Source organism: Plantactinospora sonchi (assembly GCF_036422035.1).
GTDB classification, from domain to species: Bacteria; Actinomycetota; Actinomycetes; order Mycobacteriales; family Micromonosporaceae; genus Plantactinospora; species Plantactinospora sonchi.
This window is the reverse complement of the sequence record NZ_JAZGQK010000001.1, coordinates 277202-290835: the sequence shown is the minus strand read 5'-3', so window position 1 is coordinate 290835 and position 13634 is coordinate 277202. Positions and strand designations below refer to the sequence as shown.

General features: G+C 73.0%; 15 protein-coding genes. 5 read left to right on the top strand and 10 right to left on the bottom strand.

Translation table 11 applies throughout. The features are described 5' to 3' along the window. Nucleotides 1-81 precede the first annotated feature (81 nt). Nucleotides 82-1926, top strand: coding sequence for a tetratricopeptide repeat protein (locus tag V1633_RS01340; protein WP_331212220.1), 1845 nt, complete (start codon nt 82-84; stop codon nt 1924-1926). Nucleotides 1927-1974: 48 nt separating this feature from the next. Here the strand turns inward: V1633_RS01340 and V1633_RS01335 are convergent, their stop codons facing one another. After that, the gene (locus V1633_RS01335) at nt 1975-3558 is read right to left on the bottom strand and encodes an MDR family MFS transporter (RefSeq protein ID WP_331212219.1); all 1584 of its coding nucleotides are present in this window, start codon (nt 3556-3558) and stop codon (nt 1975-1977) included. 115 nt (nt 3559-3673) lie between these two features. On the opposite strand from V1633_RS01335, the gene V1633_RS01330 reads away from it, so the two are divergent. Then, on the top strand, nt 3674-4261 hold the full coding sequence (locus tag V1633_RS01330; RefSeq protein WP_331212218.1) for a TetR/AcrR family transcriptional regulator: 588 nt from the start codon (nt 3674-3676) through the stop codon (nt 4259-4261). Between the two features lie 55 nt (nt 4262-4316). Here the strand turns inward: V1633_RS01330 and V1633_RS01325 are convergent, their stop codons facing one another. Next, nucleotides 4317-4868 carry a GNAT family N-acetyltransferase gene (locus tag V1633_RS01325; protein WP_331212217.1) on the bottom strand — a complete coding sequence of 184 codons (552 nt, stop codon included), beginning with the start codon at nt 4866-4868 and terminating at the stop codon, nt 4317-4319. Between the two features lie 10 nt (nt 4869-4878). Beyond that, complete coding sequence (locus V1633_RS01320) at nt 4879-5094, bottom strand: biotin/lipoyl-binding carrier protein (protein ID WP_331212216.1); 216 nt, start codon at nt 5092-5094, stop codon at nt 4879-4881. A 332-nt stretch (nt 5095-5426) separates the two neighbouring features. Here V1633_RS01320 and V1633_RS36880 point away from each other — a divergent pair, with 332 nt between their 5' ends. Then, a complete protein-coding gene (locus tag V1633_RS36880; protein WP_369814844.1) occupies nt 5427-5501 on the top strand; it encodes a 50S ribosomal protein bL37 in 75 nt (24 codons plus the stop codon). Between the two features lie 179 nt (nt 5502-5680). Here the strand turns inward: V1633_RS36880 and rsrA are convergent, their stop codons facing one another. From rsrA to V1633_RS01295, 5 genes are all read right to left on the bottom strand, one after another. Continuing rightward, a complete protein-coding gene (gene rsrA, locus V1633_RS01315; RefSeq protein ID WP_331212215.1) occupies nt 5681-5965 on the bottom strand; it encodes a mycothiol system anti-sigma-R factor in 285 nt (94 codons plus the stop codon). 6 nt (nt 5966-5971) lie between these two features. Next, a complete protein-coding gene (locus V1633_RS01310; RefSeq protein WP_407951937.1) occupies nt 5972-6835 on the bottom strand; it encodes a sigma-70 family RNA polymerase sigma factor in 864 nt (287 codons plus the stop codon). Between the two features lie 333 nt (nt 6836-7168). Then, entirely contained in the window at nt 7169-7783 is a 615-nt protein-coding gene (locus tag V1633_RS01305) for an alpha/beta hydrolase family protein (protein ID WP_331212214.1), read from the bottom strand. 116 nt (nt 7784-7899) lie between these two features. Then, nucleotides 7900-8304, bottom strand: coding sequence for a WhiB family transcriptional regulator (locus V1633_RS01300; RefSeq protein WP_331212213.1), 405 nt, complete (start codon nt 8302-8304; stop codon nt 7900-7902). Nucleotides 8305-8506: 202 nt separating this feature from the next. Then, the gene (locus V1633_RS01295) at nt 8507-9247 is read right to left on the bottom strand and encodes an SOS response-associated peptidase (protein ID WP_331212212.1); all 741 of its coding nucleotides are present in this window, start codon (nt 9245-9247) and stop codon (nt 8507-8509) included. 288 nt (nt 9248-9535) lie between these two features. On the opposite strand from V1633_RS01295, the gene aroA reads away from it, so the two are divergent. Both aroA and rsgA read left to right on the top strand, forming a co-directional pair. Beyond that, entirely contained in the window at nt 9536-10843 is a 1308-nt protein-coding gene (gene aroA, locus V1633_RS01290; protein WP_331212211.1) for a 3-phosphoshikimate 1-carboxyvinyltransferase, read from the top strand. Between the two features lie 178 nt (nt 10844-11021). Continuing rightward, the gene (rsgA, locus tag V1633_RS01285; protein WP_331212210.1) at nt 11022-11975 is read left to right on the top strand and encodes a ribosome small subunit-dependent GTPase A; all 954 of its coding nucleotides are present in this window, start codon (nt 11022-11024) and stop codon (nt 11973-11975) included. A gap of 13 nt (nt 11976-11988) precedes the next feature. Here the strand turns inward: rsgA and V1633_RS01280 are convergent, their stop codons facing one another. Both V1633_RS01280 and V1633_RS01275 read right to left on the bottom strand, forming a co-directional pair. After that, complete coding sequence (locus V1633_RS01280) at nt 11989-12846, bottom strand: alpha/beta fold hydrolase (RefSeq protein WP_331212209.1); 858 nt, start codon at nt 12844-12846, stop codon at nt 11989-11991. Between the two features lie 167 nt (nt 12847-13013). Further along, nucleotides 13014-13592: a DUF2087 domain-containing protein gene (locus tag V1633_RS01275; RefSeq protein ID WP_331212208.1), complete on the bottom strand. Its 579-nt coding sequence runs from the start codon at nt 13590-13592 to the stop codon at nt 13014-13016. Between the last annotated feature and the right edge of the window lie 42 nt (nt 13593-13634).

The following is a 13634-nucleotide window of genomic DNA, read 5'->3' as shown; positions in this document are numbered from 1 at the left end:
CAGTAGATCACCAAGGTCGTTCGCCATGCCCTAGGCTCCCCAACCCAGGGGAAAAACCACGTACGGCGGAGGGTCTAGTCGGTGCCCGAGGGAACGGACGATCCCCGGCTGTCGGCCGAGGGAGAGCTGGCGCTGGCCCGGCTGGCGCTGGACGAAGGGGACCTGCGACACGCGGCCGGCCACCTCGCCGGCGCGATCGCGTACGCCCCGACCATGCCCGAGGTGCACGAGGCGCTCGCCCAGCTGGCCGCCCGGGCCGACGGCGGGGTCGACCTCTTCCCCCTCGACCAGCACCCCTTCATCGGCACCGTGGTGGCCCGCGCCCACCTGCTCGCGGCCGCCGGCCGCCCCGGCGACGGGCTGGAACTGCTCGCCGCCGCCACCGGCCACGCCCCGTCGGCGGACTGGGCTGGCGTGCCCTGGGTGAGCGCCCCTGAACTGGCCGGACATCTCGACCCGGACCGGATCGCCCGGGTCCTGATGCAGGTCTGCGCCGGCGTCCCGGACCCGGTACCGGAGCAGGCCCGGGAGCCGCTCTGGCCGTACCTGCGGCTGGCCCGGCACGCGGTCGCCGCGCATCCCCGACACGGGCTGCTGCTCGGCGCGGCCTCGGCGCTGGCCCGCCGGGTCGGCGCGGTCACCCTGGCCGTCGACTGGGCCAGTCAGGGCGCCCGGGAACTGCCGTCGAAGCTCTCCGAGGTGTGGCTGGGCTACGCCTACCGCAGCGCCGGCCGGACCGCCGAGGCGCTCGCGGCGCTGCGCCGGGCCGTCGACCACGACCCCGACGACCTCTCCGTGTACGCCGACATCGCCGGTACCCTCGCCGACCACGGCCGGCTCGACGAGGCACTGGACTGGGTCGACCGGGCACTCGCCCGGGACCCGACGTTCGACTGCGCGGTGCACACCGGCCACCGGCTGCGTTACCGCCGGGACGGCAACCTCGACCACCTGGTCGCCCTCGCCGACTTCGCCCGCGACCATCCGGACGACTCCCACGAGCACAGCGACCTCGCCGAGTGCTGCCAGGGCGAGTCGTGGCTCGGTCGGATCCCGCCGGCCACCGAGGCGGTGGTCGCGGTGCTGCGTCAGGTGCTCGCCGCCGCCGAGCCCGAGGGGGGCGGCCAGTTGCGGATGACGGCACCGGAACCGCCGAGCGCGGTACGGGCGCTGCTCACCACGATCCCCGACGTGACCGTCACCGTCGACCAGGTTCCGGAGCCCGATCTCCGGCAGCCACGTCGCCAGGTCTCCCTCCAACTGTGGCGGTACGACGGCACGACACCGGTGCCGGCCGTACCGGCGCCCTCCGACTCGGCGGTCGAGCGGATCCGGCACCTGGCCCATCCCGCCTGGCCGCATCCGCCGGCCGCCTACGACGCCGCGGTCGGACTGGCCACCCTGGACCTCGACGACCTGCTCGGGCTGCTGGCCCATCCGCCCGGGGCGCCACCGACCGAACTCGGTCGCGCCCTGGCCGAGCACGACCCGACGCTGTGGCACCGCTCCGTCCAGGTCTGGGCCTGCCTCGGTCTGCTGCACCACCGCACGGACGAACCGTGGTCGGAGTCGACCCGTCGCCGGGTGCTGCTGGACCTGGTCTGGGGCGTCGAGGACTGGATCACCGAGGCGGCGCTGTTCGCCCTGGTCACGGCCGCCTGGATGGATCCCTCGGTGCGTACCGAGGTGGCCGACGTCGTCGCCGCGCGGTTCACCGACGCGATCGAGGTGGCCCAGCGCCGGTCGGTCTCGATCAAACGGTCGCTGGCCCGGCTGGTGCTCGCCACCCCACAGGCGGAGCCGGCCGTCCTCGCCGCCGCCCGGCAGCTGCTCGCCGCGCCGCCGGCCGGGCGGACCGTGCCCCGGCCCCGCCGCTTCGGCCAGTTGTGGGGTCGGATGTGGCAGCGCCTCACCCGGCAGTCCTGACCGAGGCGGTCAGGACTGCCGGGTGAGGTCGGTACACCGTGCCCGGGCTCAGCGCACCGGCGGACTGGCCAGGGCGGTCTCCGCCTGCTCCTCCGGGGTCGCGGCGGGCGCGTCGTTGGAGCCGCGCAGCGGGATCTCCTTGATGAACCAGGCCAGCACCGCGACGACCAGCGCGAACGGCACCGCCCACCAGAAGACCGCGCCGATCGCGTCGGCCAGCCCACCGAGTACGGCGAGCTGCTGCTCCGGTGCCAGCCGGCGCAGGGCCTCCAGGTCCACCCCGGCGCCCTCGCCACCGCCGCCCATCATCGCCCCGGCGGACGAGTCGGCGAGCCGGTTGGCGAAGATCGCGCCGAAGAGCGAGATGCCGAACGATCCGCCGATGGACCGGAAGAAGGTGGCGGCGCCGCTGGCCGCACCGAGGTCCTTCTGTTCGACGCTGTTCTGCGCGATCAGCATGGAGGTCTGCATCAGGAAGCCCATGCCGACGCCGAGCACCACCATGTAGAGCGAGGACTCGACCTTGCTCGTACCGACGTCGAGCATGGTCAGCAGCCCCATGCCGACGGTCATCACGATGCCGCCGATGATCGGGAACGAGCGGTACCGCCCGGTCTTGGTGATCGTCCGGCCGACGACGATGGAGACCACCAGCATGCCGAACATCAGCGGCAGCAGCAGCAGGCCGCTGTTGGTCGCGGAGGCACCCTGCACGGTCTGCTGGTACAGCGGCAGGAAGTTCATCGCGCCGAACATCGCGAAGCCGAGCAGGAAGCCGATGACGGAGATCACCGCGAAGTTGCGGTTGGCGAAGAGCCACAGCGGCAGGATCGGCTCCGCCACCCGACGTTCGACGAGCGCGAAGGCGACCAGTGTCACCGCGGCGAGCGCGGCGAGCCCGAGGATCTGCGCGGAGCCCCAGTCGTACTCGTTGCCGCCCCACGTGGTGACCAGCACGATCGCGGTGATGCCGACCGAGAGCAGCGCGGCGCCGAGCCAGTCGATCCGGTGCTCGGTGCGGTACTTCGGCAGGTGCATCCGGGTCGCCAGCAGGAGCAGGGCCACCCCGCCGAGCGGCAGGTTGACGTAGAACGCCCAGCGCCAGGAGAGGTGGTCGGTGATGAACCCGCCGACCAGCGGCCCGGCCACCATGGCGATGGCCATGATGCCGGCGATCATGCCCTGGTAGCGGCCACGCTCCCGGGGCGGCACCAGGTCGCCGATGATCGCCATCACGCCGACCATCAGGCCGCCCGCGCCGAGGCCCTGCACCGCCCGGAAGGCGATCAACTCGATCATGCCGTCGCCGGGGCCGCCGAGCATGTTCGAGCCGGCCATGCCACAGAGGGCCGAGCCGATCAGGAAGAGCACGATCGAACTGAGGAAGACGGTCTTGCGGCCGTACAGGTCGCCGAGCTTGCCCCAGATCGGCGTCGAGACGGTGGAACCGAGGACGTACGCGGTGACCACCCAGGTGAAGTGGTTGAGCCCGCCGAACTCGGTGACGATCCTTGGCAGCGCGGTGCTGACGATCATGTTGTCAAGCATCGCCAGCATCATGGCGATCATCAGGCCACCCAGCACCACTCTGATGTTGACCTGGCGCACCGGCGCATCCGCCGTAGCGGTCATCGGTAAGCTCCCCCCTGAGTGCCGTTCACTTACTTGCCGACCGGCTAGTTATCTTACCTGCCGTACGGTAAGTTGGCGCCGGGCGCCCGTCAAGCGATTAGAGAGGTGGTCAGGGGTGACCGGCAGCACAGGCGACACACGCTCCCGTATCCAGCAGGTGGCCCTCGAACTCTTCACCGAGCAGGGCTACGAGAAGACCTCACTCCGGGAGATCGCCGAACGACTCGGAGTGACCAAGGCCGCGCTCTACTACCACTTCAAGAGCAAGGACGACATCGTCGACAGCTTCGTCGCCGACCGGATCAACCGGTTGGACCAGCTGATCGACTGGGCCGCCCGGCAACCCACCGACGCCGCCAGCCGTCGGGCGACGCTGCGGCGTTACGCGGAGGAGTTCTTCGGCAACGAGGGACAGTCCGTGATGCGCTTCTTCGAGCAGAACCAGACCGTGGTCAAGCAGCTCTCCTCGGGCCAGATGATGCGGGACCGGCTGCTGCGGGTCGCCGACGTCCTCGCCGGCCCCGATCCGACACCCGGCGACCAGCTCCGCGCGACCATGGCGATCTTCGCCGTGCACGGCAGCCTGTTCGCGTTGCGTCAGCCGGAGATAAGCCTCGAACAGCGGCAACAGCTCGCCCTGGAACTCGCCTTCGAGCTGCTCGACCGCGTCGGCGCGCCCGAGCCGGGGCGCCCGACCGGCTGACCCTGCGTCCGGTCGGCGAGCCAAGGCCCCGGGCCGGGACACCCGGCCGACCGGCTCAGGCCCGGTCCGCCTGCGGCACCGACACCCTCGGCGCCGGTACCCGCGCCTCGACGAGGTCGAGCTGGAGCGCCTGCAGCTCGACCCCGGGCAGCGGCGACCAGTCGCGCTCCGGAAGACGGACGAAGCCGAGCCGCGCGTAGAGCCGGTGCGCCGGGGCGGAGAAGTCGCGGACGCAGATGATCACCCGCTGGCAGCCGAGCGCGGCCGCCCGGTCCAGGCAGCCACGCACCAGCGCCTCGCCGGCCCCCCGCCCCTGTGCGGCAGGGTCGACCGCCAGCATCCGGAACTCGGCCTCGCCGGGCCCGGACAGTTCGGCGTACGGCGTGCCCGGCAGCACGAACAGCACGGAGCCGAGCACCTCGCCGGTCTCCTCGTCGACCGCCACGAGCAGCTCACCCGCCCCGGCCCGGGCCGGTACGTCGGCGAGCGCCTCCGCGTAGTCCGGGGCGGCGTCCAGTTGGCCGTCGGCCCGGTAGGCGGCAACGGTCAACCGGGCGATCGCCGCGAAGTCTGCCGGCTCGGCGAGCCGGACCAGTGGGCGGGCCACCGGGGACGACTCACTCGATGACGGCGATCAGGTCGCCGTCCTGCACCACGTCGCCCTCGTTGACGGCCAGCTCACGCACCACCCCGTCGGACTCGGCGACAACCGGGATCTCCATCTTCATGGACTCGAGGATCACCAGCGTGTCGCCCTCCGAGACGGTGTCACCCACCGTGGTTACGACCTTCCACACGTTCGCCACCATCTCGGCGCGGATCTCCTCGGCCATCGGCCCTCCCTCGTCGGCGCCGGGTCGGCGCTCCTGCCCTGCGAACGGTATCCAATCATGCGGCCGGCCCCGCCATGACCCGCGGCGCCGATCAGGTGCCCGACACACGCCGACGACGCCGGCCCCGGACCGTCGCGATCCGCCAGGAAACTCCGCGATCCGCGCGTCACCCGGGCCACCGGCAGCCGCCCGGTGGCCCACGCCGCCGGGCGGCGCAGGGCTGCGGCGCTGTCGTGGGAAGATTGCCCGGCGCGGGCGGAGTGCGGGTTGTTCCCCGCCGCTCGGCGACGACACCGCACTACCGGGTGCCGCTGAACAGACGGGAGGTCGACATGGCGAAGAAGTCACGCAAGAAGAAGGCACGCAAGAAGAGCGCCGCCAACCACGGCAAGCGCCCCAACTCCTGAGTGAGACGACGACGCCGGACCTGGACGGTCGGCGGGGTGGGGACACCAGCGGCGAGCTCCGCTCGCGCCGGCCCTCCACCCCGGGCCCGACCGACCGGTCCGGCGCGTCGTAGCCCTGCCGCCGCGAGCCTGCGCCCGGCGGCAGCGACCACCGCCTCGGGGGCAACCCGCCCCGGGCGTCAGTCGGGGAGGTACTCCCGGGTCTCGGTGCCGAAGACCATGTCGGCGAGCCGGGCCCGGAGCCGCTCGCGCAGATCGGCCGGCGCGGTCTCGTTGCCGCAGCACCGCGCGACCAGCGCCTTGACCTCCTGCTCGATGCCGTACTCCCGCAGGCAGGGTGAGCACTCGTCCAGGTGGTCCCGGATCAGCACCCGCCGCTGGTCGTCGCACTCGAGGTCGAGGTAGACGTAGACCTCGGCGAGCACCTCACGGCAGTCCGTCTCGTGCGGTTCACCACAACTCATGCTCGCTCACACCTCCTGGCCGGCGGTCGCGGACCTGGTCGACGGGGCGGCGGTGAAGCCCCGCTCGGCAGCGTAGCGCTCAAGCAGCTTGCGCAGGTTCCGCCGACCACGGTGCAACCGGGACATCACGGTGCCGATCGGCGTACCCATGATGTCGGCGACCTCCTTGTAGGAGAACCCCTCGACGTCGGTGAGGTAGACGGCGAGCCGGAACTCCTCCGGAAGCTGCTGCAACGCCTCCTTGACGTCGCTGTCCGGAAGCCGGTCCAGCGCCTCGGTCTCGGCCGAACGCAGGCCGCTGGAGGTGTGCGACTCGGCCTCGGCGAGCTGCCAGTCGGTGATCTCCTCGGTGGGCGCCTGCACGGGCTGCCGCTGCCGACGCCGGTACGAGTTGATGTACGTGTTGGTCAGGATCCGATACAGCCAGGCCTTGAGGTTCGTACCCTCTTCGAACTGGTGGAACGCGGCGAACGCCTTCAGGTAGGTCTCCTGCACCAGGTCCTCGGCGTCCGCCGGGTTCCGGGTCATCCGCAGGCCGGCCGCGTACAGCTGGTCGACAAACGGCAGCGCGTCACGCTCGAACCGGGCCCGACGCTCGTCCGTCCGCTCGTCCGTTCTCTCCGGTCGTGTCAACCGCGCGTCTCCCTCGCCTCGATACCGAGTCGGTGCGGCGGGCGGCAACGCCGCCACGGCACCACTCGGCTGTCCCGCCGAGGATACGCGGAAATGACGGGCGGGCGATTCGGTTCGGCCCGCACCGGCGTACGTCGGGGCCCGGTCGACCGGCGACCGGGAGGCCGGACCATTCCGCCTCCGGTCGGGGCGCCGCGTCTCGCGGCCGTACTCCAGGCTCCGTGTCTCGGTCGACACCGGTCCAACCCCCTCGCGCGCTCGGGTAGCTTCCGCCAGGTAGTAACCCTGCCGACCAGCGGCGCATTCCGGCAGCCACCCGTCCCTGGCCCCCGCCGTGGCAAATCCGTACGGATCCGCCACCGCTGGGACCAGGAAGGGCCTGGGAGGATGAAACCGGGCTCCGGTACGGAGAACAGGCGCCCCGCACGGTGTCCGGCATCATGAGGAGCAACGATCACCCCGGCACCCCGGACACGGCCGTCCTCCCGCCCGTCGGCCGGCAGAGCCGCCCATCGTCGGCGGCCCGGCCCTCCGGCGCGGACACCGTCGGCGGCCCGGCCCCGGGCACCGTCAGCCGGCCCAGCCCCGCTCCCGGAGCCAGCCCAGCACCACCTCGGCCGTACCCTGCGGATCGTGTCGTAGATCATGCCGTTCGCCGGGCCGGACCTCGACCCGGACGGTCGGCCCGGCCGCCGGTACGCCGAACGGGTCCCGGTCGCCGTTCACCACGAGGGTCGGCAGGCCGGTCTCCAGTTCCGCCGCCCGGGACCGCTCGGGTCTGCCGGGCGGATGGAGCGGAAACGCGAGCGCGACCAGGCCGGCGGCACCCACCGCGTGCGCGGTGCGGCAGGCGACCCGGGCGCCGCTGGACCGACCGCCGACGACCAGTGTCCGGGCGCCCGGCTGCCGACGGAGCAGTTCGCCGACGACCACCGTCCACGCCTCGTCGAGGTGCCCGGCGGGGGCCGGAGCACGACGGCCGGCGACCCGGTACGGCTGGGTCACCCTGGCCACGCCGATCCCGGCCCGGAGCGCCGTGTCCCGGAGCGCGACCAGATCCGGCGCGTCCACCCCGCCGCCCGCCCCGTGACCGAGCACCAGCAGGGTCGTGGGACGCCTCCGTGGCAGGTCGACGTCCACCCGGGCCGGGCCGCGTGGCGTGTTGATCTCGTCACTCCGCTGCACCGCGCCACTGTATGGCAGCGCGGCGGAGAGAATGTCGGGATCGTCCACCGACGACGTCGGCCGCCGCCCCGAGGTACGACGACGGCCGAACTTTCGTCAGCGTCCGGTGCGGCTGGTCAGCGTCGACCCGACCCGACCGGAATCAGGGTCAGCAGCCGGTCCCGGACCGGCGGGCCGGCGTCGTCGACCGCGTCGGGATCGGCGTCCACCTGGTCACGCCAGGCGACCAGCATGGCCCGCCGTTCCCGTGGCGTGGTGGCCCCCCACACCCCGTGACAGTCCCCCACCTCCAACGCCCAGGCCAGACAGGGGCCCTGCACGTCGCAGGTGCGGCACAACGCCACCGCGGAATCGGCCGGCTCGTTGGGTGCCGGAAAGAACGTCTCAGGATCCACGCTCTGACAGACCCCCCTGGTCCGCCAGGCTTCGTCCAGGCGCCGCTCACTGAGTGCCCTGATCAATCTCGGGTCTCGTCGTGCCGCGGCAACCTCATGCGGGCGTGGCATGCGCGCCCGTGTCATTCACCCACCTCCCCCGTGGGACCGACAAAATCCCTGTGGGTGCCGCTCGCCCGGTGCGAGCCCGACACCCACTGCCGGCGCTGTGTTCTATCGCACTCGAAGAAGGGGTGACAAGGGCCTACCGCAAAGGTCCCGAAAACTCGGTACGACGTTCCGCCGCGAATAGTGGCAAATCGGTGCAGGCGAATACACGGTTCTGTAGTCAGAACAGTGTCGATACTTCGGGCTCTTCTGGTAACGCCCGCTGCTCGGGCAACGGCGGCAGCGGCGGCGCGGAAACCGGGGCGACGAGGTCGGGGCCGTCGTTCCGGACGTCACCGACCGCCTTCCCCACCGGCCTGATCTCCAGCCCGCCCAGCCACCGCCCGGACGGCGGGGCGAGCAACCGGTCCGGCTCACCCCCGTCGGCGAGCCACTCCGCCCACCGGTCACGAGGCAGCAGCAGCGGCATCCGGTCGTGCACCGAGGCCAGCTCACCGAGCGCGGCGGTGGTGACGACGCTGCAGGTGAGCATCGGGGTGCCGGTGCCGCGCCAGACCGACCAGAGGCCGGCGAAGGCGAGCACGGAACCGTCCCGGGGGATCATGAAGTACGCCTGCTTGCCGCCGTCCCGGCGGACCCACTCGTACCAGCCGTCGGCGGGGACGAGGCACCGCCGCCGGGCGAACGACGGGGCGTACGCCCGGGTGGTGGCGACTGTCTCGGCCCGGGCGTTGATCATGCGGGCGCCGGCCCGGGTGTCGGACGCCCAGGGCGGGAGCAGCCCCCAACGGGCCACCGAGAGCACGGAGGCGCCGGCCCGCTCGGAGATCCGGACGATCGGCACCGGATCGGTGGGCGCGACGTTGTAGTCGGCCCGCAGCCGGTCACCGGTGTCGTCGAACGCCTCGAACAGCGCGCTGAGATCCGCCGCGCTGCGGGTGGTCGCGTACCTGCCGCACATGGCGCCACGCTAGCGCCTCACCGGCCCTGCGCGCGGTCCCGTCCGGCGTCCGGAGCCTTCCCGACGACGGATCCGACGGCGCGTTCGCCCCCGGCCCGGGCGTTCCGGCGCCGGTCAACGAGGCACGATCCCCGCCGGGTCAGGTGCGGGCAGGGCACGAAATCCACTGTCGGGCCACGGTGCGGGCGGGCACGGTCCCCGTGTGCGGCCACCGGTCGCGCCGTCCCGGCAGGCGAGAGCGGCCGAGCCGGTGACCGACCGGTCCGGCGTACGGGGCAGACTGTGATCGTGGCGAACCTGACCGTGACCCGCCTGCGCGAACCCTGGACCGCGCCGACCGCGACCGAGCCGGTCGACGCGACCCTGCGGTTGCCCGGCAGCAAGTCGCTGACCGCCCGCGCCCTGGTGCTCAGCGCGGTCGCCGACGGCCCATCCACGCTGCGCCGCCCGCTGCGCGCCCGGGACACCGAACTGATGGCCGGCGGGCTGCGCGCGATGGGTGCCCACGTCTCGATCGTCGACGACGAGCGCTGGCTGCTCCGGCCACGCCCGCTGCAGGGCCCGGCCCACGTCGACGTCGGGCTCTCCGGCACCGTCATGCGGTTCGTCCCCCCGGTCGCCGGGCTGGCCGAGGGCCCGGTCACCTTCGACGGTGACCCGCAGGCCCGGACCCGCCCGCTCGGCCCGCTGCTCGGCGCGCTCCGCTCGATCGGGGTACGCATCGACGCCGCCCCCGGTGACGGCCTGCCGCTCACCGTCCGGGGCACCGGGCGGGTCACCGGCGGCGAGGTGGTCATCGACGCCTCCGCCTCCAGCCAGTTCGTCTCCGGGCTGCTGCTCGGCGCGGCCCGGTTCACCCGGGGCATCGTGGTCCGGCACGAGGGTCCACCGGTCCCGTCCGCGCCGCACCTGCGGATGACCGTACGGATGTTGCGGGCGGCCGGCGCCGCCGTCGACGACAGCGTGCCGGACGTCTGGACGGTGGAGCCCGGACGACTCTCCGGACACGCCTGGCACATCGAGCCGGACCTCTCCGGTGCGGTGCCGTTCTTCGCCGCCGCACTGGTCACCGGAGGCTCGGTGACCCTGCTCGGCTGGCCGCGGAGCAGCCTGCAACCGGTCGACACCCTCCGTACGCTGCTCCAGCGGATGGGCGGCGAGGTGACCCTGGGCACCGACGGGCTCACCGTACGCGGCACCGGTGTGATCCACGGGCTGGACGCCGACCTCTCCGAGGTCAGCGAGTTCACCCCGGTGCTGGCCGCGCTCGCCGCACTGGCCGACGCCCCGTCCCGGCTGCACGGGGTGGCACACATCCGGGGACACGAGACCGACCGGCTGGCCGCGCTGGCCCGGGAACTCGACGCCCTCGGTGCCGACGTCACCGAGTCGGCGGACGGGCTGGAGATCCGGCCCCGGCCACTGCGGGGCGGGACCTTCGAGACGTACGCCGACCACCGGATGGCGCACGCCGCGGCGGTACTCGGGCTCGCCGTCCCGGGCATCCGGTTGGACGACGTGTCGTGCACCTCCAAGACCATGCCGGAGTTCCCGGCACTATGGTCGACGATGGTGGCCGGCGGCGGACACCGGTAGCCGGAGACGGCCCGTACCGTGGCGCCGCCGACCGCGCGGGCAGGGAACGAGACAGGGGGCCGCACTGGCAGACAAACGGCGGGAGTACGACGAGGACGACGTACGGGTCCGACCCGGTCGTTCCTCGCGTCCGCGTACCCGTACCCGGCCCCGCCACTCCGACGCGGTCGACGGGTTCGTGATCGCGGTCGACCGGGGGCGTTACACCTGCGTGGTCGAGGACGACCCGCAGCTGACCGGCGCGGGCGGGGACCCGGCCGACGGGGTCGGCCTGGTGACCGCGATGCGGGCCCGGGAGCTGGGCCGCCGCTCGGTGGTGGTCGGCGACCGGGTCGCGCTGGTCGGGGACACCTCCGGGGCACCCGGGGCACTGGCCCGGATCGTCCGGATCGCCGACCGGCGCTCGGTGCTGCGGCGTACCGCCGACGACGACGACACCACCGCCGAGGGGCGGCTGGAACGGGTCGTGGTGGCCAACGCCGACCAGCTCGTGATCGTCAGCTCGCTGGCCGACCCGCCGCCCCGGACCGGGTTCATCGACCGCTGCCTGGTGGCCGCGTACGACGCCGACATCGAGCCGCTGCTCTGCCTCACCAAGTCGGACCTGGCGACCCCGGACGGGGTGCTCGGCTACTACGCCGAACTGGACCTGCGGCACGTACTCGTCGGCCCGGACTCCGATCTCGGCGAGCTGCGCCGGCTGCTCGGCGGACGGGTCTCGGTGCTGGTCGGCCACTCCGGGGTGGGCAAGTCGACGCTGGTCAACCGGCTGGTACCGGAGGCGGACCGGGCGGTCGGCACGGTCAGCGCGATCGGCCGGGGCCGGCACACCTCGACCAGTGCGGTCGCGTTGCGTCTGCCGCCGGTGCCCGAGGTCCGCCACCATCCGGGCTGGATCGTCGACACGCCCGGGATCCGCAGCTTCGGTCTGGCCCACGTCTCGGCCGACAGCCTGCTGCACGGCTTCGCCGACCTGGTCGAGGGGACCGTGGACTGTCCACCGAACTGCGAGCACACCCCGGACGAGACCGAGTGCTCACTGGACGCCTGGGTCGCGGCCGGCAACGCCGACCCACGACGGTTGGCGTCGTACCGCCGGTTGCTGGCTTCCCGCGCCGGCGAGACCGAGTGACGGCCGGGACGGCTCAGCGCAGGAAGTCGAGCAGTGCTGCGGCGAGCGCCTCCGGGTTCTCCTCCGCCACGTGGTGTCCGGACTCGATCGGCGCACCACGGACGTCGTCCGCCCACCGTCGCCAGATGCTCAGCGGGTCGCCGTACAGGTCGACCATGTCGTCCCGGGTCGACCAGAGGAACAGCGTCGGGCACGAGACGGTACGGCCGGCCCGGCGGTCCGCCTCCTCGTGTTCGCGGTCCACGCCGAGCCCGGCCCGGTAGTCCTCCAGCATCGCCCGGACCGTCGCCGGGTCCCGGACGGCGTCGCGGAACTCCGCGTGGTTCCCGGTGCCCATCACCTCCGGACGACCCGGGTACCAGGCGTCCGGATCGGCCATGATCGCCTGTTCGGGTCTGTCCGGCTGGGCGAAGAAGAACCAGTGCCACCAGGCAGCGGCGAACCGGGCGTCACACCGGTCCAGCGCCTCACTGATCGGCACCCCGTCCATCACCACCAGCCGGCGTACGACGTCCGGGTGGTCCAGGGCCATCCGCAGTGCCACGTAGCAGCCACGATCGTGGCCGACCACGGCGAACGTCGGATGCCCCAACGTCTCCATCAGCCGCACCAGGTCCCGCGCCACCGTCCGCTTGGACTGTTGCGAGTGGTCGGCGCGCACGGGCGCCTTGCCGGACCGCCCGTATCCCCGCATGTCCGGGCAGACGACGGTGAAACCCCGCGCCACCAGCCGTGGGGCGACCCGGTGCCAGGTGGCCCCGGTCCGTGGGTGGCCGTGGATCAGCAGTACGGGCGGGCCGTCGCCGGCGTACCTGACCCGCAGCTCGACCTCGCCCACGTCGATCCGCCCGTCCACGAAACCGTCGAACACGGGTGGCCGGTACCCGGCGGGCCGGCCGAGGTAAACCCGGCGGGACCGGTCGCTGTCGTCGGCGCGGACGCCCGCCCGCCGGTCGCTGTCGTCGGCGCGGACGCCCGCGGGCCGTTGTCGTCGGCACGGCCGGGCGCCCGCGGGCCGGGACAGGGCCGGGGTCGGCGCTACTCCGGGGTCTCGTCGACGTCGACCGGCCCGCCGCTGCGCCAGTAGACGCCGTCCCGACGGGTCAGCAGGTCCTCGTCGACCAGATAGCGGCGCAGTGCGGCGTGGTCGTCGTGCCAGGCCCGCAACAGCGCGTTCACCTCCGCCTCGGGGTACCGCACCCCGGGCTCGAAGATCGTCACGAGGTGCTCCAGCAGCAGCCGGCGCTTGCCGTGCGCCGCCGGCAGTTGGCTGATCCGACCGTCCCGGACGAAGGTCCGCAGCACCGCCGCCGTGGCCCGGTCGGGATCGGGTTCGACGGTGTCCGCCGGTGCCGGCGGGCGGGCCCGGACCGCCGCCCGGAAGGCGTCGACAACCGCGACCGTACGGCCGTCGACCGTCCCGACGAGTCCGCCGGACTCCAGCCGGCGCAACGCGGCGGCGACCGTACGGACCGGCAGCCCGGTCCGTACGACGATCTCCGTCTGGTCGCCGGCGCCGAGCACCACGGCGGCGAAGGTGGCCAGCCGGTCCGGCTCGGCGAGCAGGCCGACCAGCATCTCGGAGGTGAACTCGGGTTTCCCGGCGTCGGACGTCACGGCGCCGGATGCTAACGCACCGACTGGTCGGGATCGAGTAGG

Excerpts from the sequence above, each read along its gene's own strand:
- V1633_RS01335 (WP_331212219.1), bottom strand. The coding sequence starts at position 3,558 with ATGACCGCTACGGCGGATGCGCCGGTGCGCCAGGTCAACATCAGAGTG.
- V1633_RS01320 (WP_331212216.1), bottom strand. The coding sequence starts at position 5,094 with ATGGCCGAGGAGATCCGCGCCGAGATGGTGGCGAACGTGTGGAAGGTC.
- rsrA (WP_331212215.1), bottom strand. The coding sequence starts at position 5,965 with ATGAGTTGTGGTGAACCGCACGAGACGGACTGCCGTGAGGTGCTCGCC.
- V1633_RS01300 (WP_331212213.1), bottom strand. The coding sequence starts at position 8,304 with ATGACACGGGCGCGCATGCCACGCCCGCATGAGGTTGCCGCGGCACGA.
- V1633_RS01295 (WP_331212212.1), bottom strand. The coding sequence starts at position 9,247 with ATGTGCGGCAGGTACGCGACCACCCGCAGCGCGGCGGATCTCAGCGCG.